The organism is Mesorhizobium sp. LMG17149, from assembly GCF_024518695.1.
Taxonomy (GTDB): domain Bacteria; phylum Pseudomonadota; class Alphaproteobacteria; order Rhizobiales; family Rhizobiaceae; genus Mesorhizobium.
On record NZ_JANIFL010000001.1, the window covers coordinates 536748 to 563358 of the forward strand.

The 26611-nt window shown below is 63.4% G+C and carries 24 protein-coding genes; 10 read left to right on the plus strand and 14 right to left on the minus strand.

Features of this window, described 5'->3' with window-relative positions; translation table 11 throughout:
• Positions 1 to 47: 47 nt before the first annotated feature.
• From NP945_RS02535 to NP945_RS02560, 6 genes are all read right to left on the minus strand, one after another.
• A complete protein-coding gene (locus tag NP945_RS02535; protein WP_127269752.1) occupies positions 48 to 1259 on the minus strand; it encodes an FAD-binding oxidoreductase in 1212 nt (403 codons plus the stop codon).
• A 51-nt stretch (positions 1260 to 1310) separates the two neighbouring features.
• Positions 1311 to 2375, minus strand: a complete 1065-nt coding sequence (gene hemH, locus NP945_RS02540) for a ferrochelatase (RefSeq protein ID WP_256745486.1) — start codon at positions 2373 to 2375, stop codon at positions 1311 to 1313.
• 235 nt (positions 2376 to 2610) lie between these two features.
• Entirely contained in the window at positions 2611 to 4641 is a 2031-nt protein-coding gene (locus NP945_RS02545; protein ID WP_256745487.1) for a 5'-nucleotidase C-terminal domain-containing protein, read from the minus strand.
• A 188-nt stretch (positions 4642 to 4829) separates the two neighbouring features.
• Entirely contained in the window at positions 4830 to 5207 is a 378-nt protein-coding gene (locus tag NP945_RS02550; protein ID WP_127259982.1) for a hypothetical protein, read from the minus strand.
• A gap of 183 nt (positions 5208 to 5390) precedes the next feature.
• On the minus strand, positions 5391 to 6836 hold the full coding sequence (locus NP945_RS02555; RefSeq protein ID WP_127272620.1) for a homospermidine synthase: 1446 nt from the start codon (positions 6834 to 6836) through the stop codon (positions 5391 to 5393).
• A 230-nt stretch (positions 6837 to 7066) separates the two neighbouring features.
• Entirely contained in the window at positions 7067 to 8116 is a 1050-nt protein-coding gene (locus NP945_RS02560) for a LacI family DNA-binding transcriptional regulator (RefSeq protein ID WP_128364633.1), read from the minus strand.
• A gap of 191 nt (positions 8117 to 8307) precedes the next feature.
• On the opposite strand from NP945_RS02560, the gene NP945_RS02565 reads away from it, so the two are divergent.
• Both NP945_RS02565 and NP945_RS02570 read left to right on the plus strand, forming a co-directional pair.
• Positions 8308 to 8637, plus strand: a complete 330-nt coding sequence (locus NP945_RS02565; protein WP_256745488.1) for a hypothetical protein — start codon at positions 8308 to 8310, stop codon at positions 8635 to 8637.
• 127 nt (positions 8638 to 8764) lie between these two features.
• Positions 8765 to 9208 carry a hypothetical protein gene (locus NP945_RS02570; RefSeq protein WP_127268297.1) on the plus strand — a complete coding sequence of 148 codons (444 nt, stop codon included), beginning with the start codon at positions 8765 to 8767 and terminating at the stop codon, positions 9206 to 9208.
• Here the strand turns inward: NP945_RS02570 and NP945_RS02575 are convergent.
• The 5 genes from NP945_RS02575 to NP945_RS02595 all read right to left on the minus strand — a co-directional run bounded on the left by NP945_RS02575 (position 9205) and on the right by NP945_RS02595 (position 15029).
• Positions 9205 to 10146 (minus strand): DUF3445 domain-containing protein, encoded by a 942-nt coding sequence (locus NP945_RS02575; RefSeq protein ID WP_256745489.1) that lies wholly within the window; start codon positions 10144 to 10146, stop codon positions 9205 to 9207. The two genes, NP945_RS02570 and NP945_RS02575, sit on opposite strands and share 4 nt — an antisense overlap.
• A 12-nt stretch (positions 10147 to 10158) precedes the next feature.
• Entirely contained in the window at positions 10159 to 10821 is a 663-nt protein-coding gene (locus NP945_RS02580) for an aminotransferase class IV family protein (RefSeq protein ID WP_127268299.1), read from the minus strand.
• Positions 10770 to 11915, minus strand: a complete 1146-nt coding sequence (locus NP945_RS02585) for an aminodeoxychorismate synthase component I (protein WP_127268300.1) — start codon at positions 11913 to 11915, stop codon at positions 10770 to 10772. The genes NP945_RS02580 and NP945_RS02585 overlap by 52 nt, the downstream gene beginning before the upstream one ends.
• Before the next feature lie 179 nt (positions 11916 to 12094).
• On the minus strand, positions 12095 to 12835 hold the full coding sequence (locus NP945_RS02590; protein ID WP_256745490.1) for a proton-conducting membrane transporter: 741 nt from the start codon (positions 12833 to 12835) through the stop codon (positions 12095 to 12097).
• A gap of 361 nt (positions 12836 to 13196) precedes the next feature.
• Complete coding sequence (locus tag NP945_RS02595; RefSeq protein ID WP_256745491.1) at positions 13197 to 15029, minus strand: M3 family oligoendopeptidase; 1833 nt, start codon at positions 15027 to 15029, stop codon at positions 13197 to 13199.
• Between the two features lie 177 nt (positions 15030 to 15206).
• On the opposite strand from NP945_RS02595, the gene NP945_RS02600 reads away from it, so the two are divergent.
• The 3 genes from NP945_RS02600 to NP945_RS02610 all read left to right on the plus strand — a co-directional run bounded on the left by NP945_RS02600 (position 15207) and on the right by NP945_RS02610 (position 19326).
• On the plus strand, positions 15207 to 16742 hold the full coding sequence (locus NP945_RS02600) for a sigma-54 dependent transcriptional regulator (RefSeq protein WP_256745492.1): 1536 nt from the start codon (positions 15207 to 15209) through the stop codon (positions 16740 to 16742).
• Positions 16743 to 17145: 403 nt separating this feature from the next.
• On the plus strand, positions 17146 to 18969 hold the full coding sequence (locus NP945_RS02605; RefSeq protein WP_256745493.1) for a DUF882 domain-containing protein: 1824 nt from the start codon (positions 17146 to 17148) through the stop codon (positions 18967 to 18969).
• A gap of 165 nt (positions 18970 to 19134) precedes the next feature.
• A complete protein-coding gene (locus NP945_RS02610; protein ID WP_127272097.1) occupies positions 19135 to 19326 on the plus strand; it encodes a hypothetical protein in 192 nt (63 codons plus the stop codon).
• 73 nt (positions 19327 to 19399) lie between these two features.
• Here the strand turns inward: NP945_RS02610 and NP945_RS02615 are convergent, their stop codons facing one another.
• Positions 19400 to 20038, minus strand: coding sequence for a 2-dehydro-3-deoxy-phosphogluconate aldolase (locus tag NP945_RS02615; protein ID WP_256745494.1), 639 nt, complete (start codon positions 20036 to 20038; stop codon positions 19400 to 19402).
• 287 nt (positions 20039 to 20325) lie between these two features.
• Between NP945_RS02615 and NP945_RS02620 the strand changes: the two genes are divergently transcribed.
• From NP945_RS02620 to NP945_RS02630, 3 genes are all read left to right on the plus strand, one after another.
• Entirely contained in the window at positions 20326 to 21246 is a 921-nt protein-coding gene (locus tag NP945_RS02620; RefSeq protein WP_256745495.1) for a rhodanese-related sulfurtransferase, read from the plus strand.
• Positions 21247 to 21363: 117 nt separating this feature from the next.
• The gene (locus NP945_RS02625) at positions 21364 to 22101 is read left to right on the plus strand and encodes a tellurite resistance TerB family protein (protein ID WP_127809400.1); all 738 of its coding nucleotides are present in this window, start codon (positions 21364 to 21366) and stop codon (positions 22099 to 22101) included.
• A 258-nt stretch (positions 22102 to 22359) separates the two neighbouring features.
• Positions 22360 to 23115 carry an SDR family oxidoreductase gene (locus NP945_RS02630; protein ID WP_256745496.1) on the plus strand — a complete coding sequence of 252 codons (756 nt, stop codon included), beginning with the start codon at positions 22360 to 22362 and terminating at the stop codon, positions 23113 to 23115.
• On the opposite strand, the gene NP945_RS02635 is transcribed toward NP945_RS02630, so the two are convergent.
• Positions 23116 to 23481, minus strand: coding sequence for a YciI family protein (locus NP945_RS02635; protein WP_128364235.1), 366 nt, complete (start codon positions 23479 to 23481; stop codon positions 23116 to 23118).
• A 151-nt stretch (positions 23482 to 23632) separates the two neighbouring features.
• Positions 23633 to 24817, minus strand: coding sequence for a pyridoxal phosphate-dependent aminotransferase (locus NP945_RS02640; RefSeq protein WP_256745497.1), 1185 nt, complete (start codon positions 24815 to 24817; stop codon positions 23633 to 23635).
• An 83-nt stretch (positions 24818 to 24900) separates the two neighbouring features.
• Between NP945_RS02640 and NP945_RS02645 the strand changes: the two genes are divergently transcribed.
• Together NP945_RS02645 and NP945_RS02650 are read left to right on the plus strand one after the other, a co-directional pair.
• Positions 24901 to 25587 carry a GNAT family N-acetyltransferase gene (locus NP945_RS02645; RefSeq protein WP_256745498.1) on the plus strand — a complete coding sequence of 229 codons (687 nt, stop codon included), beginning with the start codon at positions 24901 to 24903 and terminating at the stop codon, positions 25585 to 25587.
• A 10-nt stretch (positions 25588 to 25597) separates the two neighbouring features.
• Positions 25598 to 26593, plus strand: a complete 996-nt coding sequence (locus NP945_RS02650; RefSeq protein WP_256745499.1) for a cation diffusion facilitator family transporter — start codon at positions 25598 to 25600, stop codon at positions 26591 to 26593.
• Positions 26594 to 26611: the final 18 nt, after the last annotated feature.

A 26611-nucleotide genomic window follows, 5' to 3' on the forward strand; every position in this document is an offset into this window, starting at 1 on the left:
CAGATGCGTTACAATCAGGTGATGATGGATTGTTTATAGGGTTGCACTCAGCGGTTGAAGGCAAACAATCTTGCATCCATGTCATCCAGCCCGTTGATCGAAGCCGGGACAATCTCGGAAGCGACCTGCGAGAAGGTGATGCCGTTGCCGCCGTAGCCCATCACCGCATGGATGCGCGGGTGGCGGGGAATGGCGCCGATATAGGGCAGGCCGGTGGTCGTGGTGCCGAACGAGCCGGTCCAGGCAAAATCGGGCCTGGTGTCGAGATGCGGAACTATCAGGCCGAGTTTCTCGGCGATGCGTGTGCTCTTGTCGGCGATCAGCGCGTCGCGCCGCGCTTCGTCGATAAAATCCTCGTCCTCGCCGCCGCAAATGACCCGGCCGTCGACCGTCGTGCGCATATACAGATACGGCTCCGACGCTTCCCAGATGAACGCTGCGTCCGGCCAGAGCTTTCGCGGTTGCGGGCGTGTCGCAATCGCCCATGTCGAGATGATCCGGTGGGCGGTGGCCGGCACGATGTCGACAAGTTCGTAGCCGGTGGCCAGAACAACATGTCGTGCGGTTATGGTCGGGCCATCCCTGGTCGCGACGACAACAGCTTCGGCGCTGTCCTCGATCATTGTGGCTTCGACGGGAGCATAGAAGCGTGCCTTGCGCTCCAGGGATTTCAGCAGCAGCCCAGCCGTCAGCTTGCGTGGGTCGAGGGCGATATTGCCGTGGCCGAGAATGGCGCCTTCGCGGTCGATGCCGAACTTCTCGGCTAGCTGTTGTCGGGTTAAGCAGATGGCGCCGATGCCGGCTAGCCGACGTGCCTCGGCCTCGTCGCGCAGTTCCGGCGGACCAAGCATCGTGCCGGCCAGATAGAGTGACGGCATGCGGCTTAGGCCACAGTTGATGCCGAGTTCGGCAATGCGTCCGGCGAGATTGGAAACGGCGAGCCGCGAGCGTCGCCAGGCCTGCTGGGCCGAAGCTCTGCCGACCATCTTCGAGAGCGTGGAGAGAGGCTGGTCTATTTCGAATGCCACCAGTGCGGTGGTTGCGGCCGTCGAGCCCTTCAGCGGGCCGCGCCGGTCGATGCAGATGACCCGATGGCCATCGGCCGTCAGCGCCTCGGCCATCATGGCGCCGCTGATGCCCATACCGACGACCAGCACATCCGTGTTGACGTCCCGGATCAGGCCGTCCGTCGGCACCGCAGGCGCGCGATAGGCCGACCAGACGGGCTGGCCAGTTCTGAGGTCGAGTTTGCGGGGCATCGCATTCTCCGGAGGCGCGCCTTAACGCCCCGGAGCTTGTGTTGTTCCGGGTTAGACCCAGCCGGACAGTTCGCGCCGCACCATCGCCTCGATCACCGCCATCCCTTCCGCGCTATCGTTGAGGCAAGGTATATGGGCGAAATTTTTGCCGCCGGCATGGTGGAAGGTTTCAGCCGCCTCGCGGCCGATCTCGTCCAGCGTCTCGATGCAGTCGACGGAAAAGCCGGGATTGACGATAGCGATCGACTTGACGCCGTCCTGCGCGAGTTTTTCCACCGTCTTGTCGGTGTAGGGCTGCAGCCATTCCTGCGCGCCGAAGCGTGACTGGAAGGTGATGATCAGTTTCTTGTCATCCCAGCCGAGCCGTTCGCGCAACAGCCGCGTCGTCTTCTGGCAATGGCAATGATAGGGGTCGCCCTTCTCGAAATACGGTTTTGGAATGCCGTGATAGGAGGTGATGACCACCTCCGGCTCGAAGTCCAGCGTCGCCAGATGCCGTTCGATCGAGCGCGCTAGCGCCTCGATGTAGACCGGCTCGTCATAGTAGGGCGGCACGCTGCGGACGGCCGGTGCGCGGCGCATCTTCATCAGCGCGCGAAACAGCTGGTCGTTGGCGGTTGCCGTGGTCGTCGCCGAATATTGCGGATAGAGCGGGAAGGTAAGGATGCGGTCGCAGCCCTGGTCGACCAGACGCTGGGCAATGCTTGCAGTTGAAGGGTTGCCGTAGCGCATCGCCCAGTCGACGACGACATCAGGCAGGTCGCTCAGCGCTTCGGCCAGCTTTTCGGCCTGGGCGCGGGTATAGGTGCGCAGCGGCGACTCGTCCTTCTCCCGGTTCCAGATACGGGCGTAGTTGGCGCCCGACTTCTTGGGCCGCCTGGTGAGCACAAGGCCATAGAGGATCGGATACCAGATCGCCCTGTTGAGCTCGATGACGCGCGGGTCGGACAGGAATTCACGGAGATAGCGCCACATCGGCTTGAAATCGGTGCCGTCGGGCGTACCCAGATTGACCAGCATGACGCCGATCTTGCCCGCCTTGACCGGCGGATGCCCAGCGGGCAACGGGCCGGGCGCCTTTGCGGCCTTGGGTTCGGCGGGGGTGGGAAGCGTCATGAGGGTTCTCCGGAAGACGCGAACCTAACCATCTTGCGCGCGCATTCAATGCAGCGTCTGGCCGCACCTTAAAGCGGATTGTCTGAATGGATTCAGACGACCCGCTTTAAGCCTTTGTTTTTATGCGCGTCGTTCTCCCAAAACCGAGGTCACTTTGGGGCGACATGAATTAGCCCGAAAACAGGACGCCCGTCCGGTTTTCGGACGGGCGGTGTCATTCAGGCATATAGCGGGGCTATTGCGGCGGGATGGTCAGCGTTGCGCCAACAGGAAGCCGGCGCGGCTCATAACCCTTGTTGGCGCCCGAAATGACCTTCCATTTGTCACCGTCGCCATAGGCCTTCTTGGCCAGATCCCAATAAGTGTCGCCGGCAACGATGACATGGCTGGCTTCGGCCGGCACGGCCTCCGCTGGCTTTGCCGGCTCGGCCGGTGCCGGCGCGGCTGGTGGCGCTGGCGGGGGAGGTGCTCCTTCCGTCGATATGGCCGGTGGTGTGTTGGCGATATCGCCCGAGTTGGCCGGCAATTCGGGCATTGCCGGTGCCGCATCGGCAGGCTTGGCGGCTTCAGCCGGTGCGGGCGCCGGCGTGGCCGGCGCTGCTTCGGCTGGCTTGGCCGGATCGGTTGCCGGGGCCGCAGGCGCCGCGGCGACGGTCGCGGCTATTTCGGTGATGCGGCCGTCGAGCTTCGGCGTGTAGGGCCGATGGGCGCCGAGATAGTCGGCGACCACCTGTTCGAGGCCGGGGCCGTAATCGTAGGCATTCTTGGCCTTGTCGGCGAAGATCTTGTAGCCGTCGCCGCCCTGGCGGACATAGTTGTTGGTTGCGACCAGATAGTCCTTGTCCGGCTTGATCGGTGTCCAGGCGCCGCCTTCCATGACTTCCACCGACTTGACGCGGCCGGCATTGGGCGCAACGGATTTGTCGAAGGAATATTTCAGGCCGGCGATCTGGGGGAAGCGCCCGGCGCCGTCCTCGACCTGGCTAAGGCCGCCCTCGAGGCCGGCCACCAGATCCTTGCCCGAAATCTGGAAGGTCGCCAGCGTGTTCTGGAACGGCAGCACGGTCAGCACTTCGCCCATGGTGACGGTGCCCTTGTCGATCGAGGCGCGCAGGCCGCCGCCATTGGAGATGACGATCTCGACGCCCTGTCCCTTGACGCGGTCGAGGATGGCGTCGGAGACGAGATTGCCCATCGCGCATTCGCGGGTGCGGCAGCTCTCGCGACTGCCGTCGATGACGTCGGTGGTTTCCGCCACTTCCTTGTTCTTCAACGCCTCGATCGGCGCCCCAAGCTCCTTGATACGGGCGAGCACGGCCGGGTCGGGGGTGATCGACTTGTCGAGATAGATCGGGTTGCCGCTGGCCGATTTGACGACGCCATTGTCGTCGAAAACCACCTTGAACTCGCCGAGGTATTTCGAATAGGACGCCGCCTGCACCACCGGCACCTTGTAGCCGTCCGGATTGTCGACCATCGTCGGGTAGGGGCCTTCCGCCTTGGGGTCGGTGTTCGACAGCAGCGAATGGCTGTGGCCGCCGACGACGACATCGATGCCCGGGATCTTGGCAATGACGTCACGCTCGCGCCTGTAGCCGATATGGGTCACGGCGATGATCTTGTTGACGCCTTCGCCCTTGAGCTTCTCGACTTCGGCGGTGATCGACTTGACGTCGTCCTCTATTGCGACGTTGGGTCCGGGGGAAGCGAGGTCCGGCGTGTCGTTGGTGATCGCGCCGATGATGCCGATCTTCTGGCCGCCGACCTCGACGACAACAGATGGCTTGACGCGGTCGCCGAGCTTGGATTGCGCGTTGGCCTTCACATTGGCGCCGAGCACCGGGAACTTGATCATGTCGAGGAACGGCGCCAGGGCCGCCTCGCCGTCGTCGAATTCATGGTTGCCAAGGGCCATGGCATCGAACTTCATGTCGTTGAGGAATTCGCCTTCGACCTTGCCCTTGTAGGTCGTGTAGAACAGCGAGCCCTGGAAATTGTCGCCTGCGCTGAGCAGCAGCACGTTCTGGCCTTGCAGCTTCTTGCGCTCCTGGGCGATCGCGGTGATCAGCCGGCCCGCGCCACCGATGCACTCGCCCTTGGTTTCCTCGTCCGCCGAGCAGGTCGATTCATATTTGTTGTTGCCTTCGATGCGGCTGTGCCAGTCGTTGATATGCAGGATGTTAAGCGTGTAGTCGGCAAAGGACGTGCCGGCCGACAGACCGAGGGCTGAGGCTGACAGGGCTGCAATGGCGGCAAGCTTCTTCATCTTCGTCTCCCGGAAAGCTGATCAGAGGCCATTAGCGCTCTTGCTTGACTGGAACATAACAGCCGGCGCTTCGGCCATGTTCCCATCGCGTTCTGGATGACGCAAGCGGAATCCGGGACCCTTTGCCGGCATAAAAAAGGACGGCGGCCAACCGGCCCGCCGTCCTTGAGAAACGAATGGTCGTGGGTTCAGACGCGCCTTGTCAGCACGAAATTCTGACCGCTGGAGCTGGTGCAGTTGAGCTGGCTTGTCGACACCATCAGGCAGTTGAAGCTGACCGCGGTCTGGCGGATCAGCGAGGTGCCGTTGATCTGCACCGATGTGGCGCCTGTCATCGTGTAGCTGCCGTCGGCAAGCTTCTGGCCGGTGTCGGTGGCGACCGTCGTGAAAGTACCGCCGGCGAAGGTCGACAGGCCGGTGCCCTTGGCGTCGATCCATGAGCCCTCGACACCTTTCGGCGCCGCTGCCATCGGCGGTTCATCAGGGCCGCTGGTCGCACAGGCGGCGAGCATCGTCGCAATGGCACCCGCCACGCTCATCGAAAGAATTTTGCGCGCAATGATCATGTGAAAATCCTCTCCTCTCGCATCGGCCCGAAAATCGGAATCGATTTTCGACAAGCACGAGGCGTGCATCCAAGTTTCCAGAGCGACATGCGTCCAGATGAATGCGTGTCGTTGTGGTCCGCATCCCTTCAATCGCCCGATTTCCGGGCGATTGCAAGGCGGTGAGGCAGGTAGGCGGTGCTGCTATCGCACAAGGATGTTGCGGAACTGCCACGGGTCGTTCCGGTCGAGGTCTTCCGGGAACAGGCCGGGACGGTTATCGAGCGGCGTCCAGTCGGTGTAGTAGCCCTTGACCGGTCCGAGGTACTGGGACTGCACTTCCAGGCACCGCCTGTAGTCCATCTCGTCGGCTTCGACGATGCCGGCCTCGGGGTTTTCCAGCGCCCAGACCATGCCCGAGAGCACCGCCGAGGTGACCTGCATGCCGGTGGCGTTCTGGTAGGGCGCCAGCTTGCGCGCCTCGGCGAGCGACAGCTGCGAGCCGTACCAGTAGGCATTCTTGTCGTGGCCGTAGAGCAGCACGCCGAGTTCGTCGACGCCGTCGATCAACTCGTTCTCGTCGAGCACATGATGCACCGGCTGAGGCTTGCCGGCGGCGCCGAACATCTCGTCGAGCGACAGCATCGCGTCGTTGCAGGGATGATAGGCATAGTGGCAGGTCGGGCGGTACTGGACCTTGCCCTTCTTCGAACGCACGGTGAAGAAATCGGCGATCGAGATCGCCTCATTATGCGTCACCAGCAGGCCGTATTGCGCGCCGGGAGTCGGACACCACGAGCGCACGCGCGTGTTGGCGCCCGGCTGCTCCAGATAGATGGCTGCCTTCGAGCCGTGCTTGTGCTTCTTGGCGTTCTTCGGCATCCATGTCTCGTGTGTGCCCCAGCCAAGTTCCGCGGGCTGCAGGCCCTCGGAGATGAAGCCTTCGACCGACCAGGTGTTCCAGAACACATCCATCGGTTTCGGCTTCTTGGCGCGCTGGGTGTCGCGTTCGGCGATGTGGATGCCCTTGACGCCGGCCTTCTTCATCAGCTTGGCCCAGCCCTCGCGGTCGTCCTGCGCGGGCTCCGAGAACTCCAGGCCAAGATCGGTGGCGAGATTGACCAACGCCTGCTTGACGAACCACGAGACCATGCCTGGATTGGCGCCGCAGGTGGAGACCGCCGTGGCGCCGCCGGGCTTGTCGTGCTTTTCCTTGAGCAGCGACTCGCGCAACGCGTAATTGGTGCGGCTGGCGTTGTCCGCCTTGGCGTCGAAATAGAAGCCGAGCCACGGCTCGACGACGGTGTCGATGTAGAGAACACCGAGCTTGCGGCAGAGCCGCATCAGATCCACCGAGCCGGTATCGACCGACAGGTTGATGCAAAAGCCCTGGCCGCCGCCATTGGTCAGAAGCGGGGTCAAGAGCTTCTTGTAGTTCTTCTCGGTCACCGCTTCCTGGACGAAGGCGATGCCGCGCTCGTCGAGCAGCTTGCGGTCGGTGTCGCGCGGGTCGATGACCGTCATGCGCGACTTGTCGAACTGGAAATGGCGTTCGATCAGCGGCAGCGTTCCCCGGCCGATCGAGCCGAAGCCGATCATCACGACAGGGCCGCTGATCTCACCGTAAACGGGCCAGTTTTCATTCGCCATTTATCGAGCACTCCTTCAAAACCCAGGAAACTGGGAAAACATGCGCAAGCCGGGGATTTTTGCCCGGCGGCCATGCGCTACATCACAGATCATTGTCACAAACCAGCGAAAAGCGCCAACCAGCGGCTAGCTGCGTTGGCTACGTGGTTAAGGCTGAAACCGTGGATGAATGGCTCTACCCGAACCAAAGTTAGCTCATTTGCCAAGCGCAAGCGACGTGCCCCGTCCGTTCAACGGATTTTTGCCCTCGGCGCAGCTGTGGACGCCCGAACCACCAACTCCACGGGCAGAACGACTTGGCGGGGCGGTTGGTTGTCAAGAACCATGCGGGCGGCGAGCCTGCCTTTTCCGATCACGTCTTGCGCGACAGTCGTCAGCGGAGGTGTGGTGCGCGCGGATTCAGCAGTGCCATCGAAGCCAATGACCGACACGTGGCCCGGCACCTCTATGCCGCGACAAACCGCCTCGTCGAGTATTGTGATCGCCTGCCAATCCGACATGGTCAGGATCGCGGTTGCTTCAGGCACATTGTCGAACACCACCGCTCCAGCAGATGGATCGCCGGGCGTCGTCTCGATAATCGGGACATCGTCGATCGACAGGTTCGCCTCCGCCAAGCCCTGTTTGAAACCGTCAAGCCTTTCGTCATCGAGTGAGAAGCCGGCAAGAAGCGGGCGCTTTGCCTGTCCGGGCATGTGCACGATGGGAGGGCCTGGAGTTCTCCGTATAGACAGGATGGCAAAATGTCGGTGTCCCAGCCCAGTCAGATGCCGGACGGCAGCGACCGCGCCCCTCCTGCCGTCGATCTTTATCGAATTGATGTCGGGACCTGCGTCGCTTTCGAGAATGACGAAGGGCAGGCGCCGCCGTTGTGCCGATGTTATGAGACCGATGTCCCCGCTGTGACCAAGGATGAAGCCGTCAACGAGGGCCTCGCGGATGCTGGCGAAGCGGGTATTATCGGTGCCGTTTACAAGGCTGAGCGTCGTTCCGGCCTCGTCGCAGGCGAGCGAAACGCCCAGCACCAGCTCGCGGCCATAGGGACTTCTCATCACCTCGGCGATGGCGTAGGCGCCAGGTGGCATGAACCCGATGGCATTGAACTTGCCATCCCGCAGCAATCGACCCTTTGGATCGGGGCCGCCAAATCCAAGCGCTCGCGCAGCCGCTTCGACACGTTGGCGCAACTCAGGCCTAACCAGTTCCGGCCGGTTGAAGACGTTGGAAACAGTGCCCCGGGAGACACCGGCAGCCTTGCCCACGTCGGCTAGCGTTGGCATTGCGATTCACCCATTTCCCTTCAGTTAGACCATTTTTTGGAGCGCTCCAAGAATTTTGTTGACTCGAAAGTGGAAAGGGCGGATCGTATCACTTGGAGCGCTCCAAGTAAGCGTATCTGGCATTTTCGCGGCTGAAACATCGAAGATCGTCAAATGGCTTGGTCCCAACGGCCACGCCCAGGGAGGGTGTTATGGCAGAAACCAATGTTTTTCCCGCCTCGCTTATCGGTAAGACTTTCGACTGCGTTTTCGGCCCGTTCATACCTCGGCTGACGTTTTTTTCGCCGGAGGAATTACATGTGCAGGCGTCGATCGGAGCCAGCAAAATTGACGAGGTGGTCAAGATCGACATGACCAGCGTACGCCCGAACCTCGTGCTCATGAGCTGGACGGAGCAGAGCGGCAACTTCATCGTGCAGTTGCAGGATCATGAGAAAGGGATCGTCCACAATTATGCGCGGCTGGCCGACGGGCAGCTCTTCTGTGCCCAAGGCGCCATTCAAGCCGTTTCGCCTGCGTGACGCTCCCGCGTCGGGGCCGGCAAAGTGCGGCATCGACCGGCATACTGCTGTTTCCTAGGTGAAGTACTTCGGATTACGATCTGCTGAATTGCCGTCATCGATTTCCCTAGTGAAGGAGGAAAGTGCGATGGAACTCGCTTACGACAGTCATCTGCTTGCCCGAATTCTGCTGAGCGTCGCGACCGTGGGTTACGGTGTGGTGACGATCAAAGCCGACCTCAACGCCACCCACGCCACCAATCCGCTGTGGACTCCGCACGCCCGGTTTCACGTCGTTTGGCAGGTGCTGAGCTACACCGGAGTCGCGCTGATTGCGCTGGGGCTTATCTGGATTGGAGGGCCACTCCAAGCCGAGCGGCTCTATCTCGCCGGGGGATTGGGCGTGGCCATGTATGGAGCGTTCTTCGTGGCCATGCTCTCACGACCGATCTATGGCGGCGTGCTCTACGACGAGAACGGCTACCTGCCATTCCGACCGCCGTTCGGACCGGCGGGTTGGCGGTGGGATGTCAACGTCACCGTCTTTACCGCGATGTCCGCGATCCTGCTGCTGGGCTTGGCCGCGATTTAGGACAGCGCCAGCACCCCGAGCCGGTCGACCAGCCGATCGCGGTCTGATGTCAGGCCCTTATAGTCGAGCTGGGCGAGATCGAGCGCTTCGAGTTGGGCGGCGAAAGACGCCGCGAGCTTCGCCCGATCCGGGTGCCTGGCCAGCACGGCGAGCGGGTCGAGATGGATGCGGATGGTGAACAGGATATCGCGTGAAACAGGCAGTTTGCGCAGGGTCTGCCGCTCGACGCGGATGAAGGCATGGGCGTCGATGTCGCCATCGGGAAAGCGCGACGGCCGGTTGGTGGCGCGGTCGATGCGCTGCAGGTCGGAAAGCGGATGGTAGAGCGCGTTGTCGGACTGGATCGACCAGTTGTAGCGCTCGACGGCCTGCCCCTGGAGGCCATCGAACATCCGGTTGATGAGTTCCGCCGGACGCGTGCCCGGGCCAAAACCCGGCACCGGCGCGTGGATGTCCTGCAGCGGCTTGCCGAATTTTTCCAGGAGCGACCAGGACGAGGGAAAGCAGAGCGAGCCGGCAACCAGCCGCCAGCCGCTGTCGCCACGGCGCATCAGGATGAGGTCTTCCTGGACGAGCAGTGAGGCCCTGGCCAGCGGCGCCTCGGCGAGGGACGCAGGCAGACGGCTCGCCGCGCCCGCCACCTCGACGCCTGATCCGCCGAGCCGATGGGTTTCGGGGAACCTCTCCAGGAGATGCGCAGCGAGCAAGTCGAGCACTTCCTGCTGGGCATCGCGCGTGCCGTCCTCTTCGACGAAAACGCGCTCTGGGATTTCGGCATAGAGCCGGTGCTTCTCGGCGAGATACGGCAGCAGATGGCCGTCGATCTCGATCCAGTCCGCCGGATCGAGCGGCTTCAGCCCGATACTGAACAGTTTCGACGAGCCGTCATAGGGCGTGTGGGTGGGGAGCGTATGCTCTGGGGGCGTGTGAGTGGGCACAGTCGTCCTGTTTCAGGTCAGTCTTGCGGGGATCAGTCCGCGCAGCGAATTGCCGACGAACAGGGACTTGGCGGATTTCAGATCGTCCAAGCTGTAGATCGCTTCGCGGGCGCGGCCTTCATCCAGAAGCTGCGCGCGCAATACACCAGGCAGCAGGCCGCAGTCGAGCCGGGGCGTGGCCAGCACGCCGTCGCCGAGATCGGCAAAGACATTGGTGATCGTGCCTTCACAGATCTCGCCGCGCTCGTTGGCCATAAGCACCTCGTCGGCCTGGGTGATGAGGTGTTCGGCGCGGGCACGCGTGTAGAGCTGCCGCCGGCTGGTCTTGTGGCGCAGCAGCGTGTCGTGCGAATCGAGCCTCGTCCGCGCCAGCCGCAGCATCCAGACCTTGTCGGCGGCGAGCGGTTCATAAGGCTGCGCCGAGGCCGCCACCTCACCATCGTGCGACAGGACGAGCCGCGTGCGCATGGCAACGCCGGAACCGCCGACCGCGCTGCTCAGTGCCTCGCCGACCTTGCCTGGAGCACAGCGGAAGCCGAGCTCCGCCGCCGAGCCATAGAGGCGCGCAAGATGGCGATCGAAGCGCAGGAAGCCCGGGCCGGGTTCCCAGCGCATGGTCTCGATCAACTGAAAGTCGGCGGTGTTCCCGTCGCGAAGCGCGCTTTCAGCAGACACTCCTGATACTCCTCCTGCGCCGTCGAATCGAAGACGACGCCGCCTCCGACATTGTAGACGGCCTCGCCGCCCGAAAAGAGCGAGATGGTGCGGATCGCCACGGAAAAGCGCATCGGGCCGCCGGGCGCGATCCAGCCTATGGCGCCGCAATAGGCATCGCGGGGCGTGCCTTCCAGGTCGCGCAGGATCTCCATGGCACGGATCTTAGGCGCGCCGGTGATCGAACCGCAAGGAAACAGCGCCGCGAAGATCTGGCGGATCGAGAGACCCGGCAGCAGTTTGGCCCTGACGTCGCTCACCATCTGATGCACGGTCGGGTAAGTCTCGATGCGGAACAGCGCCGGCACGTCCAGCGTGCCGACCTCGCTGATCAGCGAGATATCGTTGCGCAGGAGATCGACGATCATGCGGTTTTCGGCCTGGTTCTTTTCGTCATTGCGCAGGAAGATCTTCTGCCGTTCGTCCTCGGCCTTGGTCGCGCCGCGCGGCGCCGTGCCCTTCATCGGATGCGTCTCGATCATGCCCTCGGCGTCGATCTCGAAGAACAGTTCGGGCGAGCGCGACAGCACGATGGGTTCACCGAGCGCGATCAGCGCGCCATATTTCACCGGCTGACGTTCCGTCAATGCATCGAAGGCGGCCAGCGGCTCGCCTGACCATTGCGCATGCACGGGAAAGGTCAGATTGCCCTGGTAGCAATCACCTTGCCGGATGTGCTGGTGCAGCCGCGAGAAGCGTTTTTCATAATCCTCGGGCGACCACGTCGCACGGGCGTCGAAGATCGGGCCGTTGGTCGCCGTGGTGTCGCGCGGCGGCACCGCCTCTTCGACCGGGGCATCGAAAACCCCAAGGCACACGAGTGGGGCCCGGCGTTCATTCGGCAGCAGGGGAACGAGCTTGGGTTCGAGCAGGTAGCCCGCCTCATACGAGAAATAGCCGGCAAGCCATTTGCCTGCATCATGCGCGGCTTGTGCTGCTTCCAGAGCCGGTTCGAAATCCCCTGCTTCGTGCGCCACGATGATATCGGCCGGCCGGTCGAAAACGAGCTGGCGCGCGCTTTTGTCATTGCGAAAAATTGCGGCGGGCAGGGACATGGGACTCATGCTGCGGTCTATGAAGCATCAACCGCTCTATATGGGGTGCCGCCCGCGCGCAATCGAGGGAACGGCACGCTGCCTCTTAAAGCCGACGTTTGGGCCAACTCAGGAACCAAGAGCAAACGGCGGCGCCGATATGGCGCCGCCGCTTGCAATCTTCAGGTCTCGCCTGGCGATCAGCTGTTGCTGGAGGTTCCGGCTGTTGGAAACTGTTTGGCGAATTCCTTCTCGTTGCCGGCGGCGAGCAGCTTGGCCTGCTCGATCCAGCGTTCGCGCGCGATGCGGCCGTCGAAATTCATGATGTCCTCGATCCGTTTGATATCGGCCGTGGTCCAGGACGCGATCTGGGCGAAGTTGGTGACGCCTTGCGCCTTGAGCAGCTTCTCGTTGACCGGACCGATACCGATCAGCCGGCGCAGATTGTCGGGCTTGCCGGATGCTGGACCGGCTGCTGGTTTGGCTGTTGCAGGCTTGCTCGTTGCGGATTTGGCTGGAGCCGAGGTTTTGGTGACGGCGGGTTTCGCCGCCGCCTTGGCAGAGACCGGCTTGGCAGAGACCGCTTTCGCAGCGGCGGCCGGTTTAGCCGGCGCGGGCTTTGTGGCGGCGGATTTGGCCGGCGCGGGGGTCGACATCAGGGCCGCCGGCGCCTGGCTTGCCGGCTTTGCCGCGCTGCTTCCGGCGGCAGGTGCGGCCGGCGCGTCGCGCAGCCGGCGCTCGAGGTCGGCGCGGGTCTTGCCGCATGCATCGAGTTCGCCGGTCAGGCGGTCGCTGTCGGTGCGCAGCCTGTCGCGTTCGCTGCGTGTACGGTCGAGGTCGCCGCGCAAGCTGTCGAGTTCACCGCGCAGGCGCCCCCAAAGGAACCAGCCGACCAACACGCCTATCAGGAACGCCAGGACCACGTAGAAAAAAGTGCCCATTGTCTCTCTCCAGTCAGATCCGTCTGCCGTGGGTCATGACCTTCGGCGAAGGACTACTCTTGGTGGTTCCGCGGTAAGCAGAACAGCCGGCTTCGGTTCGAGCTGCGGCGATCGGCTTTGCTTGCCCATGGCCAACGGCCGTTGTCGCGTTCGCCTGAGCGACACGGCCGGCTGAGATTTCTCCTCGCCGATCCGCATGCGCTCCGGCTGAGCTTGGAGCGAAGGCTATCATAGAGCTTGTGGAAAGCTATCGGAAAACTTCGGTGGAGAGTACTTCAAGAACAGATATTTAGGGTGATAGTAGAGCTGTCCCAACATGCATTCCGGCTAAACTGTTAGAGCGATGCCTGAGGGACGCGTTTCAAGCGTCGAGCGCTTCCAGCTCGTCGATCAGGCCGCTGATGACGCCAAGTCCGATCTGCCAGAAGGCGGGATCGGTGGCGTCGAGCCCGAAGGGCGCCAAAAGCTCGGAATGATGTTTGGTGCCGCCGGCGCGCAGCATTTCGAAATACTTGTCCTGAAAGCCGCGCTCGGCGTTCTGGTAGACCGCGTAGAGCGAGTTCACCAGACAGTCGCCGAAAGCATAGGCATAGACGTAAAAGGGCGAATGGATGAAGTGCGGGATGTAGGTCCAGAACACCTCGTAGCCTTCGCGCAGCTTGATCGCGGGACCCAGACTTTCGGCCTGCACTTCGAGCCAGAACTGGCCGAGCCTGTCGGAGGTCAGCTCGCCGTTCTTGCGTTCGGCATGCACCTTGCGCTCGAATTCATAGAAGGCGATCTGGCGCACGACCGTGTTGATCATGTCCTCGACCTTCTGGGCGAGCATGGCCTTGCGCTCGCGCCGGTCGGTGGTCTGGTCGAGCAGCGAGCGGAAGGTCAGCATCTCGCCGAAGACCGATGCCGTCTCGGCCAGCGTCAGCGGCGTCGAGGCCATCAGTGCGCCCTGGCCGCCGGCCAGCACCTGATGCACCCCATGGCCAAGCTCGTGCGCCAGCGTCATCACATCGCGCGGCTTGCCCATGTAGTTGAGCAGGACATAGGGATGCGCCGACGGCACGGTCGGATGCGCGAAGGCGCCAGGCGACTTGCCGGGCCGCACCGGCGCGTCGATCCAGTTGCGGTCGAAGAAGGTTCGCGCGATCTCGGCCATGTCGGGCGAAAAGCGCTGATAGGCGGACAGCACGGTGTTCCTGGCCTCGTCCCAGCCGATGATCGCCTGGGGCGTATCCGGCAACGGCGCGTTGCGGTCCCAGTGGTTCATCACCTCCATGCCGAGCCAGCGTGCCTTCATCGCGTAATAGCGGTGCGACAGGCGCGGATAGGCATCGCGAACGGCGGAAGCCAGGGCGTCCACCACGCTGCGCTCGACGCGGTTGGCGAGATGGCGTGAATCGGCGATGTCCTCGAAGCCGCGCCAGCGGTCGGATATCTCCTTGTCCTTGGCCAGCGTGTTGGTGATCAGCGTGAAGGTGCGCAAATTTTTGCGGAAGGTCGTGGCCAGCGCCTCGGACGCCCGGCGGCGCACTTCGCCGTCGGCGTCCTGCAAACGGTTCAGCGCCGGCTCCAGCGTCAGTTCCTCGCCGTCGATGTCGAAGCGAAGGTCGGTCATCGTCTCGTCGAACAGGCGGTTCCAGGCGCCGCGCCCGGTGATCGACTTTTCGTGGAAGAGTTGCTCGACGCGGTCCTCGAGCTGGTAGGGCTTGTCCTTGCGCAGATCGAGCACCCACGGCCGGTAGTGGCCGAAGGCGGGGTCGCCGGCGAGCGCGCCTTCGATCGACGTATCGTCGATCAGGTTGAGTTCGAGCGCGAAGAACAGAAGGTGCGCGCTGGCGTCGGTCATCTTCTCCTGGACGTCGCCATAGAGCTTGGCGCGCTGGGGATCAGCGGTGTTTCCGGCATAAACCAGACCCGCATAGGAGACGATGCGGCCGATCAGTTCCTCCAGCGCCTCGTAGGCGACAAGCGCCTCGCCCAGCCTGCCGGCGCTGCCGCGCTCGGCCTCGGCGGCCAGCGTGCCCTTCCAGCGGCTTTCGAAGCTGGTCGCATCAGCGGCGGCCTTGGCGATGTCGCGCTTCAGCTCGGGCGCGTCCATGCCGGCATAGAGGTCGGCAAGGTTCCATTCCGGCAGGTCGCCCAGCTCGGCCGCGCCCTGACCGGACGCCGGCGCCGCCAGCCGCCGTGCGGAACCCATGTGCCCAGAATCCTTATGCATTGCCGACACCTTCCGTGGCCAAGGTTCAAGGAGAAACGAGAAGCCGGTCAAATCCTAAGGAATTCATTCACCGGGTTTTTTGAAACCTTATTTAGAACCCTGTGCCAAGATGGTCCACAGGGCAGGATTCCTCGGGCGGGCATAGTCGTATCAGTCATGACAGGTTCCATACTCATAGTCGATGACGATCCGGTGCAACGCCGGCTGCTCGAAGCGGCGGTGACGCGGTTCGGCTACAGCGCAATCGTCGTCGACGGTGGCGCGGCCGCCCTCGATATCCTCGATGGACCCGGCGCCCGCGAGGTGTCGGTGGTCATCCTCGATCTGGTCATGCCCGGTCTCGATGGTATCGGCGTGCTGAAGGCGATGCGCGAGCGCGACATCAACGTGCCGGCCATCGTGCAGACCGCGCAGGGCGGCATCGAGACCGTGGTTTCGGCGATGCGTCATGGCGCCTTCGATTTCGTCGTCAAGCCGGCGTCTCCCGACAGGCTGCAGGCGTCGATCGGCAATGCGCTCAAGGTCGAGGCCGTCGAGGGCGAGGTCAAGCGCACGTCGCGCCGGCGCGGCGGCCTCCTGACCTTCAAGGACATGATTACGCACAGCCCGGCCATGGACAGGGTGATCCGTCTTGGCCAGAAAGCGGCGGCATCCAACATCCCGATCCTGATCGAGGGCGAGTCCGGCGTCGGCAAGGAACTGGTGGCGCGCGCCATCCAGGGCAGTGGCGACCGCCGCTCGAAACCCTTCGTCACCGTCAATTGCGGCGCTATCCCCGACAATCTGGTCGAATCGATCCTGTTCGGCCATGAAAAGGGCTCGTTCACCGGCGCCACCGACAAGCACACGGGCAAGTTCGTCGAAGCGCATTCGGGCACACTGTTCCTCGACGAGATCGGCGACCTGCCGCTCGACGTGCAGGTCAAGCTGTTGCGCGCGGTCCAGGACGGCGAGGTCGATCCGGTCGGCGGACGATCGACCGTCAGGGTCGACATCAGGCTGATTTCGGCGACGCACCGCAACCTCCTGCAGCAGGTCAAGGACGGCAAGTTCCGCGAGGATCTGTTCTATCGGCTGAACGTCTACCCGATCTTCGTGCCGCCGCTGCGCGACCGCCGCGACGACATCCCCTATCTGGTCACCCATTTCATGGAGAAGGTGGCGCCGGCCGACCCGCACCGTCGCCTGCAGGGTATTTCGGCGGCAGCGCTCGCCGTGCTGCAGGCCTATGACTGGCCTGGAAACATCCGGCAGCTCGAAAATGCCGTCTTCCGGGCCTCGGTGCTTTGCGAAGGCGATGTGCTTTCCGCCGAGGACTTCCCGCAGATACGGGCGCAAGTGGAAGGCACCGTCAACCTGGATATGGACGGCGATGCGCCGGCGCCCACCCAGTCTTTGCAGGAGCGCGATGACGAAGCCTTGCCCGGCGACGGCGGCCCAGCAATCGCGTTCGATCCGCCGGCAAGGCTGCAGCCGCGCTTCGGCACGTTGCGGGCGCTCGACGAGCGCGGCAATGTGCGGGCACTGGCCGATGTCGAACTCGAGATGATCAAGCTTGCCATCGATCACTACAACGGACAGATGAGCGAAGTCGCCCGCCGACTCGGGATCGGTCGCTCGACGCTCTATCGCAAGCTCAAGGAACACGGCATCGATCCGGAGACGGGCCGCGTAGACCGGCTCGCCTCCTAAGGGCGATGCCGGGCTGAGCTTCGGAATCCGGCTTGCCGCAAGGCCGACGCCAGCTTGCAATGCCGCAGCAGGCCTTGTATCGCCGTTTCGGCGGCATTGTGGCTGTGTCATGGACAGCTCTGTTCACGCATTAAGGCTAACGGTAACAGATCGTGTTCGGGCCGAAGGCGGAAATCTGATCTAAACCAGCGGTTTACCAAGAAACCTTGTGAACAATTTTTGACGGGATATCGCCACGGTGTTACCGCATTTCGGCTTCAATAAGCGATGATTAACCATTAGGATCGATATTCGGGTGTGCTAATGCCACATCCGTTTGGACAAATCCGGGGACAAACGGCAGCCTGCAAGGCCTTTTGATTTGAACAGAATCGAACGACACACAAACAGGCGGCACCATCATTTGAGCGTCTGGCCGAAGTGGCTGGCAGTGTTGGTTGTCGCTTTTGGTTTTGTTGCCGCGGCTGCGAGCGGAGCCAGCGCCGAAACACGGTCGCTGAAGCTTTATCATCTCCACACCCACGAGAAGGCCGAGATCGTCTACAAGCGCAACGGCCGCTACGTTCCCGAGGGTCTCAGGAAGATCAACATCATTTTGCGCGACTGGCGTCGCAACGAGCCGACCAAGATGGATCCGCGCCTGCTGGATCTGGTCTGGGAAGCGTATCGGGAAGCCGGCGCCACGGACTACATCCAGGTCATCTGCGGCTATCGCTCGCCGTCGACGAACTCGATGCTGCGCGGCCGCAGCAGGGGCGTCGCCGAGAAGAGCCAGCACATGCTCGGCAAGGCGATGGATTTCTATATTCCCGGCGTGCCGCTTAAGAAGCTGCGCAACATCGGTCTCAAGATGCAGGGCGGCGGCGTCGGCTACTATCCGTCATCCGGTTCGCCGTTCGTCCACATGGATATCGGCAATGTGCGCCATTGGCCCGGTATCAGCCGGCAGGAACTGGTCAGCCTGTTCCCCAATGGCAAGACGCTGCATGTGCCGAGCGACGGCAGGCCGCTGCCCGGCTTTGAGCAGGCGCTCGCCTCCTACAAGGCGCGCAAGGGTTCAGGCTCGCCGGCCATCGAGATGGCCAGCGCCGGCGGCAGCGGCAAGAAGTCAGGTGGCTTCCTGTCGGCATTCTTCGGCGGCGGCGACGACGAGGCCGAAGACAGCGCCGATGTCCAGACCGCTTCGGCGGCCCCCCCGCCCAAGGCGAGAAACCTGAAGCCGGCAGCGGCAGCCAAGACCAGCAACCTCCCGGGCATCGCCATCGTGGCGCCGGAGAATGCGCGGCGCGCCGAGATTCCGCAGGTGGCCGAGCAGCAGGCTCCGGAGCCGGAAGAGGACACGCCGGAGACGATCATCGCCGCATTGCCGGCCCGAAGCGTTCCGCTGCCGGATTTCGCACCGCGGCCGAAAGCCGATGTCGGCGCTCAGCAGCCTGAGAATGTTCCTTTTGCGATGGCGGAGGCGACAGCCACCACCGAGCAGGCCGTGGCGACCGCGCATGCGCCGGCGAGCGTTCCTTTCGGCTTGGCCGACGCAACGGCTTCGGCTAATCCGGCCCAGGTCGCGGTCAACAACATACCGTTGCCGACATGGCGTCCCGACAATTCGCTGCCGGCCGCTCTGGCTGCGCCGCCCAGCAAGGATGTGCTGATGGCGCTGGCCGAGACGGCTGATCAAAGCAAGACGGCGACCGATGCGTTCTCGGTGCTGCCGACGGCGCGGCCCGAGATGGCCAGGCCGGATGCGGTCAAGGCCGTGCTCGACGAGGCCAATGCCCAGATCGGTGCGGCCGATTACCAGCTTGCTTCCCTGTCCGGATCCGAGCCGCGTTCGGCGTTCAACGATCCGGGCACCAACGCCGCATCGCCGCGCGATGCTGTCGTTGCCCGCCCGGCCGGTTCCGATCCGGCCGCCGCGATCGGCGCCGGCGTCAAGACGACCCGCAAGGAATCGAGAGCCACCGCCCGCGACCTGAAGCCAGGCCCCAAGGCCATGGTGGTTGCAGCCGCACCGCAGGCCGCCCGCTGGGCATTGACCAGCGGCGAGCATGTCGCCACCGTTTCAAGCGCGACGACGGCGCCGGGCTACGCCTACAGCATCGTGCACACGCCGCCGAGCGAGGTCTACACGGCCGGCTTCCAGCCGAGCAGCCAGGTGGCCGATGCCAACCGCTTCACCGGCAACGCCGTCAAGTTCATGTCGGTAGCCCGCTTCCAGACCAAATGACGGCAAATCAATCGACAAAGCCGCGCCGGGCAACCAGCGCGGCTTTTTGCTGTTCAGCGAACCGGGCCAGCCCGCACGGTCACGCGCGGCTGAACTTCTCGTGAAGCCGGAACGGTCGGCCTATTCCCCGGGTTAATACAGGTTCGTTCAAACCCGGGGAGATCCATGAAGAACATCCTATTGGCATCGGTCATCGCATTGGCAACCGCTTCGGCGGCTATCGCCCCTACGCAGGCCGAGACCATTGTCGTCAAAACTCATGACCATATGCACATGAAGAAGCACTGCCGGACCAAGGTGGTCACAAGCTGGAAGCATCACCACAGGGTGGTTGAAAAGGTCCGGGTCTGCAGCTGATCAGCTTCGGAGCCGATTTGGCAAACCCGGTCGACGCGAGTCGGCCGGGTTTTTTCATGCCGTGGCCGAAGCCTTATTTCGCAAGCTTGCTCGCCGCGCGCGCCAAGGCTTCGATCTCGTCCCACTTGCCGGCCTTGACGAGGTCATCGGGCGCCACCCAGGAGCCGCCGACGCAGACCACGTTGGGCAGGCTGAGATAGTCGGCCGCGTTCTTGGCCGAGATGCCGCCGGTCGGGCAGAATTTCACATCGGCGAGCGGCGAGGCGAAGGCTTTCAGCGAAGCGATGCCGCCCGACTGCTCGGCCGGGAAGAATTTCAGGAAGCGCAAGCCGGCTTCCCGTGCAGCCATGATCTCGCCGGGCGTGATGGCGCCGGGCAGCAACGGAACATCGCTGCCGGCGGCTGCCGACAGAAGCTCGCGGGTGATGCCGGGGCTGACGATGAAGCGCGAGCCCGCGGCAGCCGCCTCTTCGAACTGCCTGGCATCGAGAATGGTGCCGGCGCCGACGATGGCGTCCTCGACTTCCCCAGCGACCCGCCGGATCGCTTCCAGCGCATCGGCGGTCCTCAGCGTGATCTCGATTGCCGGCAGGCCGCCGCGCGCCAGCGCGCGCGCCAGCGGCACGGCATTGGCGATATCAGAGATCTTCAGCACCGGGATGACCGGCTGGCCGTTGAGGAGCGACAGGAGTTTTTCGGTCTTGCTGGGCATGTGTCTCTCCGTGGCGTGGGCAATTCAACCGATTAGCAGAAGGCCGTTTTCCTGTCCACGAAACCGGCCGTGTCGCGATGTCACGTGTCGCCCATGCTCGCCAAGCTTAGCGCGGCTGCCAGCTCGGCGGTGCCGGCAGCTTTGTCAGGATAGGAATTTTTTCTTGACTGCCTGATCTCAGCTATGGTACAAATTCGCCCATGGTGCAGATTTGCGCCCGTGACCTCCGAACAGGATGCCTGCTATTGCCTTGAATAGGCTTTCGTGAGCGTCTAGTGGCTTCGGCAATGACATCACTTCCACCCTTCCGCGTCGCAGCGCTCTACCGGTTTGCCCGGCTCGACGCTTTCGAAGAACTGCGCGCGCCGCTCGCCGCCTTCTGCTGCGGGCGCGGCATCAAGGGCACGCTGCTGCTGGCGCATGAAGGCATCAACGGCACCGTCGCCGGCAGCGAGGCGGCAATTGCCGAACTGATCCTGTATCTCGAAGCCATCGAAGGGCTGGCGGGCCTCGAGGTCAAGTACAGCGCAGCCGCGGACATGCCGTTCCACCGCATGAAGGTGCGGCTGAAGCGCGAGATCGTCACCATGGGCGTCGACGACATCGATCCTTCGAATAGTGCCGGCACCTATGTCGCGCCGGCCGACTGGAACGCTCTGATTTCGCAGCCCGGCACTGTCATCATCGACACGCGCAACGCCTACGAGGTGTCGATCGGCACATTCAAGGGGGCGATCGATCCGGCCACCGCAAGCTTTCGCGAGTTCCCGGCCTGGGTGGAAGCGCACCGGGCGGAGCTCGAAGGCCGCAAGGTGGCGATGTTCTGCACCGGCGGCATACGCTGCGAAAAGGCAACCGCCTATGTCAAATCGCTCGGCTTCGAGGATGTCTTCCATCTCAAGGGCGGCATCCTCAAATACCTCGAAGAGGTCCCGGCCGAACAGAGCCTCTGGCAAGGCGAATGCTTCGTCTTCGACGAGCGCGTTTCGGTGTCGCACGGCCTCGCCGAGGGCGAAGCGGAACTGTGCCGCGCCTGCCGGCACCCGCTGACACCGGGCGACCTGACGTCGCCCAAATTCGCCGCCGGTATTTCCTGCCCGCATTGTTTCGAGGCGCGTTCGAACGAGGACCGCCAGCGTTATGCCGAGCGCCAGCGCCAGGTCGAGCTTGCGCAGGCGCGGGGCAGGGGTCCGCATATCGGCTCCTGATCCGGGCATCGAGCTGCTGCAAAGCGGCCGCCTGTCATTGCAATGTCAAGTTTCGGGACCTACGTCTTCGACGTTCGAAACCTGCCCGTTCGGCCGGGCAAATCCTGGAGGCACTGAATGTTCGATCCCAAGAAGCTTCTCGACGATCTGCTCGGCTCGCAAATCCCCGGCACCAGCGGCACCGTCCGCGACAAGGCGGGGCAGGCCGTGCAGATGGCCAAGGACAATCCGCTGGCCGCCGGCGCACTGGCCGCCGTGCTGCTTGGAACTGGTGCCGGTCGTAACGTGACGGGCGCCGCGGTGAAGCTTGGCGGACTGGCCGCCATCGGCGGCCTCGCCTACAAGGCCTACCAGAACTACAAGGCCGGCAACGCACCCGCCGAAGCACCGGCGGCCGGCGAACCGGAATTGCTGCCGCCGCCCAAGGACACCGCCTTCCACCCGTCGCAGGCGCCGCAAGGCGAGGACGAATTCACGCTGACCCTGATACGGGCGATGATCTCGGCGGCAAAAGCCGATGGCCATATCGACGATGAAGAGCGCCAGAAGATCGCCGGCAAGCTCAGCCTGGCCGGCATAGACTCCGATGCCGAAAAGTTCCTGATGGCGGAGTTGGCAAGCCCGCTCGACCTCGACACGCTGGTCGCCGGCGCCAAGACCGACGCGCAGAAGCTCGAACTCTACACGGCGTCGCGCCTGACCATCGATCCCGACACCCGCGCCGAGCGTGGCTATCTCGACCTGCTTGCAGGCCGGCTCGGCCTGCCGGACGCGCTGGTCGACCATGTCGAGGCAACGGTTTCGGCGGCCAAGGTGCCGGCCAAGGCAGGGACGTCACCCAATCCGCGCTGGTAGGCCAAAACGGCACAGGAGGCGCTTTCCGGGTTAACCTCTCGTTAACCCAGCAAGCGCATCATTCAACACAGTCGGATCGGCTTTTCCTCCTCCCAAGCCCGGTTCAGATCAGGGGCGGTCGCCAATGGCCGCCCTTTTTGTCGGCCCGATCGGATGGACACGCTTGCCATCGCCGCCGTCATTTGCGATGCCTTCCTTTTTCGAGCCAAATCCCGAAAATCAGTCGAGCAAGCGCAGCGCTGCCGGAGGACAACAGCCATGACCGAGCAAAGAACCGCCATCGTCACCGGGGCCGGCACGGGCATCGGCAAGAGCGTCGCCACGGCGCTGCTCAAGGCCGGCTGGAACACGGTATTTTGCGGGCGCCGCAAGTCGGTGCTGGATGCTGCGGTCGCCGAGGCCGGCCGCACCGACGCCAAGGCCTTGGCGGTAGCCTGCGATATCAGCAAGGCAGGCGAGGTCGACGATCTGTTCGAGACTGTGGCGGCGGCCTTCGGCCGTGTCGACCTGCTCTTCAACAATGCCGGCATGGGCTACAAATCGACGCCGATCGACGAGATACCGGTCGAAGTGTGGAACGATATCGTCGGCGTCAACCTCACCGGTTCGTTCCTGTGTGCCCGTGCCGCCTTTGGCGCCATGCGCAAGCAGAAGCCGATGGGTGGCCGCATCATCAACAACGGTTCGGTGTCGGCCTATGCGCCGCGCCCGGGCTCGGTGCCCTACACGGCGACCAAGCATGCCATATCAGGGCTGACCAAGACGCTGGCGCTCGACGGCCGGCCCTTTGACATCGCCTGCGGCCAGATCGACATCGGCAATGCGCTGACCGATATGGCGCAGGCGATGACGGTCGGCGTGCCGCAGGCCAACGGCTCGATATCAGCCGAAGCGGTGATGGATGTTCAGCGCGTCGCCGACGCCGTCGTCCACATGGCCAGCCTGCCGCTCGACGCCAACGTGCTGTTCATGACCGTCATGGCGACCAAGATGCCGTTTGTCGGGCGTGGGTAGTCATTCTCCCAGTAGCTCTGTGCCGGGCAGATAGAGCGCGATAGGACGGATCTCGTAGACGGCGGTCGGATTGACGCGACGAAAGTCGCGCGCGATAGCGATGGCATCGTCGCGCGTCGGGCAGTCGACGACATAGAGGCCGAGAAGCTGTTCCTTGGTTTCGGCGAAGGGGCCGTCGACGATCATGCCGTCGCGCAAGGTGCAGGCCGATTGTGTCGCGCCAAGCCGCGCTGACGGGCCAAGGCTGCCGTCGGCATAGAGCCCTTCATGGATCTTGAGCAAGTCAGCCATCAGCGCCGTATCTTCCTGCGGCGTCAGCGCCTTGATTGCGTCTTCCACATGATAGGCAAGGATTGCATAGAACATCCGATGTCACCCCTCTTCGATCCTGATCCGAGGACCGTAGCCGTTCTCGACATGCACGCCCAGTCTTGGCCGCGCGCCTCCGGACGGCTCATGACACCGTCATGCCACAGCCGCAAATTGTCCGGAAGAGGACAGCGGGCCGCTTTCAGGCTTACTTCGCCAGGAAGGCCCCGATCCGTTCCAGCGCCCGCAAGATGTTCTCCTCGGAATTGGCGTAGGAGAGCCTGATATAGCCTTCGCCGAGAATGCCGAAATCGGGACCGCCGATCAGCGCCACGCCGGCCTCGTCGAGCAGCGCCGAGGCGAGTTTCTTGGCTTTCCAGCCGGTCTTCGAGACGTTGGGGAAAGCGTAGAACGCGCCTTTGGGCGTGATGCAGGACATGTTGGGCAGCGCGTTCAGCCCCTCGACGACGATCTTCCGGCGGCGGTCGAAGGCGCCCATCATCTTGTCGACATCGTCTTGCGGGCCGTCGATTGCGGCGATGCCGGCGAACTGGCTCGGCGCGTTGACGCAGGACCAGCAGTTGACCGCCAGCTTGCGCACCTTGTCGTAGAGATGGGCGCCCTTGTCGCCATTCGGCCAGATCGACCAGCCCATGCGCCAGCCGGTCATCGCCCAGGTCTTCGACCAGCCATTGAGCACGATCAGCCGGTCGCGGATCTCGGGAAAGCCGAGCAGCGAGCAATGCGTCTCGCCATCATAGGTCATGACGTCGTAGATCTCGTCGGAGAGGATGGCGACGTGCGGATGCGCCTCCAGCCCCCTGACCAGTTTCTCGATCTCGGCACGCGGCGTGACGCCGCCGGTCGGATTGGCGGGCGAATTGAGGATCAGCAGCCTGGTCTTCGAGGTGATCAGCGCCAATGTCTCCTCGGCCGAGAAGGCAAAGCCGTTTTCCTCGCGCATCGGCACGGGAATAGGGGCTGCACCGGTGAACTCGATCATCGAGCGATAGATGGGGAAGCCTGGATCGGGATAGAGGATTTCGGCGCCAGGTTCGCCGAACATCAGGATCGTGGCGAACATGGTTGGCTTGCCGCCGGGCAGGATCATCACCGTTTCGGGCGATACTTCGACACCGGTGGTGGTGAGCGTGCGGCGCACCACCGCCTCGCGCGTCGCCAGCAGGCCATTGGCCGGTGTATAGCCGTGATGGCCGTCGCGCAGCGCCTTGATCGCCGCCTCGACGATGTGCTGCGGCGTCTTGAAGTCGGGCTGGCCGATGCCGAGATTGACAATGTCGCGGCCTTGTTGGGCAAGTGCTGTGGCCCTCGCGAGCACGGCAAAGGCGTTTTCCTCGCCAAGGCGGTCGAAGGCCGAAATCGTGTGGAGCATTTTTCCCGTCCGTGTGGTTCTTGCTGTTGGGTCGCGTTTTTGTGAGCTTCGGCTGGCAAAAGTCAAACGGATTGGAGCTTTCGGTGTCGGAAAATCTCAGGGATTGGCAACCGCGCCCGCGGCCCGAACGCAAGACCATCGACGGAAGCACTGTCCGGCTCGAACCGCTGAGTGCCGCAAAACATGGCGATGGCCTCTATGAAGCGTCCTCCGTGTCCGACATCGACGGCCGCTTCGCCTGGTTGCCCGATTATCCGCCGGAGACCCGCGCCGCCTTCCAGCCATGGCTGGACAAGGTCGAGGCCAGCGAGGATCCGCTGTTCTTCGCCGTCATCGACAAGGCCAGCGGCAAGGTCGCCGGACGCCAGACGCTGATGCGCATCGATCCGGCGTACGGCGTCATCGAGATCGGCAACATCTATTGGGGACCGCTCATCTCGCGCAAGCCGGGAGCAACCGAAGCGCAGTTCCTGTTCATGAAATACATCTTCGACGAGCTCGGCTACCGCCGCTACGAATGGAAGTGCAACAACCGCAACGAGCCATCGAAGCGGGCCGCCGAACGGTTCGGCTTCAAGTTCGAAGGCATTTTCCGCCAGCATCTGATCGTCAAGGGTGAAAACCGCGACACTGCGTGGTATTCGATCATCGACAAGGAGTGGCCGGCGCTGCGCCGTGCCTACGAGGCATGGCTCGATCCGGCCAATTTCGATGGCGACGGCCAGCAGAAGCGACGGCTCGAGGATTGTCGCGCGGAATTCGGCGCCTAGGAGTTCGCCATTGGCACATACCCACGATCACAGCGGGCACGATCACAGCGGGCACGATCACATTGGGCACGATCATGGGCCCGGCCATGTCCATGGCTCGACCGACAAGAAACGCGTTCTGATCGCAGCCTGCCTGACCGGCGGCTTCATGGTCGCCGAAGCGCTTGGCGGCATCCTCACCGGCTCGCTGGCGCTGCTGGCCGATGCCGGCCACATGCTCGCTGACTCGATCGCGCTCGGCCTTGCCTGGTATGCCTTCCATCTGGCTGGCCGCCCGGCGACCGTTCGCCTCACCTATGGCTTCGGCCGGGTCAAGACGCTGGTGGCCTATACCAACGGCATTGCCATCTTCGTCATCGCGCTGTGGATCGTCTATGAGGCGTGGGGGCGCCTGCAGGCGCCGGCACCGGTGCTTGGCGGGCCGATGCTGGCGGTGGCGATCCTCGGCCTGCTGGTGAACATCGGCTCGTTCTTCGTGCTGCATGGCGGCGACCGCGAGAGCCTGAACATGCGCGGCGCCATCCTGCATGTGCTTGGCGACCTGCTCGGCTCGGCCGCGGCCATCGCGGCGGCGCTGGTCATACTGGCGACCGGCTGGACGCCGATCGACCCGATCCTGTCGGTCCTGGTCTCGCTGCTGATCCTCTACACGGCGTGGTCGCTGATGCGGGAAGCCGCCCATGTCCTGCTCGAGGGCGTGCCGCCAAGCCTCGACCGAGATCTGATCGCCAGGGATATCGAGACGACGATCCAGGGCGTGCGCGAAGTGCACCACATGCATGTCTGGTCGCTCGACGGGACCAGCAGCATGGCGACGCTGCATGCCTGTCTCGACGAGGGCGTCGATGCGCATCAGGCGGTGAGTGCCGTCAAGAAGCGGCTTGCCAGCGAGCACGGCATCAGCCATGCCACCGTGGAACCGGAATTCGGCCAGTGCGCCGACGATGGCGAGCACGACCATGGGCACGAGCACGAAGCGGCTGCATATCACGACCACCATCACTAGGACCGGATCGATTGATGT

Coding starts and splice junctions, on each gene's coding strand:
- NP945_RS02615 (WP_256745494.1), bottom strand. CDS start 20,038: ATGCCCAGCAAGACCGAAAAACTCCTGTCGCTCCTCAACGGCCAGCCG.
- NP945_RS02635 (WP_128364235.1), bottom strand. CDS start 23,481: ATGTTCTATGCAATCCTTGCCTATCATGTGGAAGACGCAATCAAGGCG.
- NP945_RS02585 (WP_127268300.1), bottom strand. CDS start 11,915: ATGTCCCTGCCCGCCGCAATTTTTCGCAATGACAAAAGCGCGCGCCAG.
- NP945_RS02625 (WP_127809400.1), top strand. CDS start 21,364: ATGTTCGATCCCAAGAAGCTTCTCGACGATCTGCTCGGCTCGCAAATC.
- NP945_RS02545 (WP_256745487.1), bottom strand. CDS start 4,641: ATGAAGAAGCTTGCCGCCATTGCAGCCCTGTCAGCCTCAGCCCTCGGT.
- NP945_RS02550 (WP_127259982.1), bottom strand. CDS start 5,207: ATGATCATTGCGCGCAAAATTCTTTCGATGAGCGTGGCGGGTGCCATT.
- NP945_RS02630 (WP_256745496.1), top strand. CDS start 22,360: ATGACCGAGCAAAGAACCGCCATCGTCACCGGGGCCGGCACGGGCATC.
- hemH (WP_256745486.1), bottom strand. CDS start 2,375: ATGACGCTTCCCACCCCCGCCGAACCCAAGGCCGCAAAGGCGCCCGGC.
- NP945_RS02640 (WP_256745497.1), bottom strand. CDS start 24,817: ATGCTCCACACGATTTCGGCCTTCGACCGCCTTGGCGAGGAAAACGCC.
- NP945_RS02590 (WP_256745490.1), bottom strand. CDS start 12,835: ATGGGCACTTTTTTCTACGTGGTCCTGGCGTTCCTGATAGGCGTGTTG.
- NP945_RS02610 (WP_127272097.1), top strand. CDS start 19,135: ATGAAGAACATCCTATTGGCATCGGTCATCGCATTGGCAACCGCTTCG.
- NP945_RS02555 (WP_127272620.1), bottom strand. CDS start 6,836: ATGGCGAATGAAAACTGGCCCGTTTACGGTGAGATCAGCGGCCCTGTC.
- NP945_RS02570 (WP_127268297.1), top strand. CDS start 8,765: ATGGAACTCGCTTACGACAGTCATCTGCTTGCCCGAATTCTGCTGAGC.
- NP945_RS02595 (WP_256745491.1), bottom strand. CDS start 15,029: ATGGGTTCCGCACGGCGGCTGGCGGCGCCGGCGTCCGGTCAGGGCGCG.
- NP945_RS02620 (WP_256745495.1), top strand. CDS start 20,326: ATGACATCACTTCCACCCTTCCGCGTCGCAGCGCTCTACCGGTTTGCC.
- NP945_RS02600 (WP_256745492.1), top strand. CDS start 15,207: ATGACAGGTTCCATACTCATAGTCGATGACGATCCGGTGCAACGCCGG.
- NP945_RS02560 (WP_128364633.1), bottom strand. CDS start 8,116: ATGCCAACGCTAGCCGACGTGGGCAAGGCTGCCGGTGTCTCCCGGGGC.
- NP945_RS02565 (WP_256745488.1), top strand. CDS start 8,308: ATGGCAGAAACCAATGTTTTTCCCGCCTCGCTTATCGGTAAGACTTTC.
- NP945_RS02535 (WP_127269752.1), bottom strand. CDS start 1,259: ATGCCCCGCAAACTCGACCTCAGAACTGGCCAGCCCGTCTGGTCGGCC.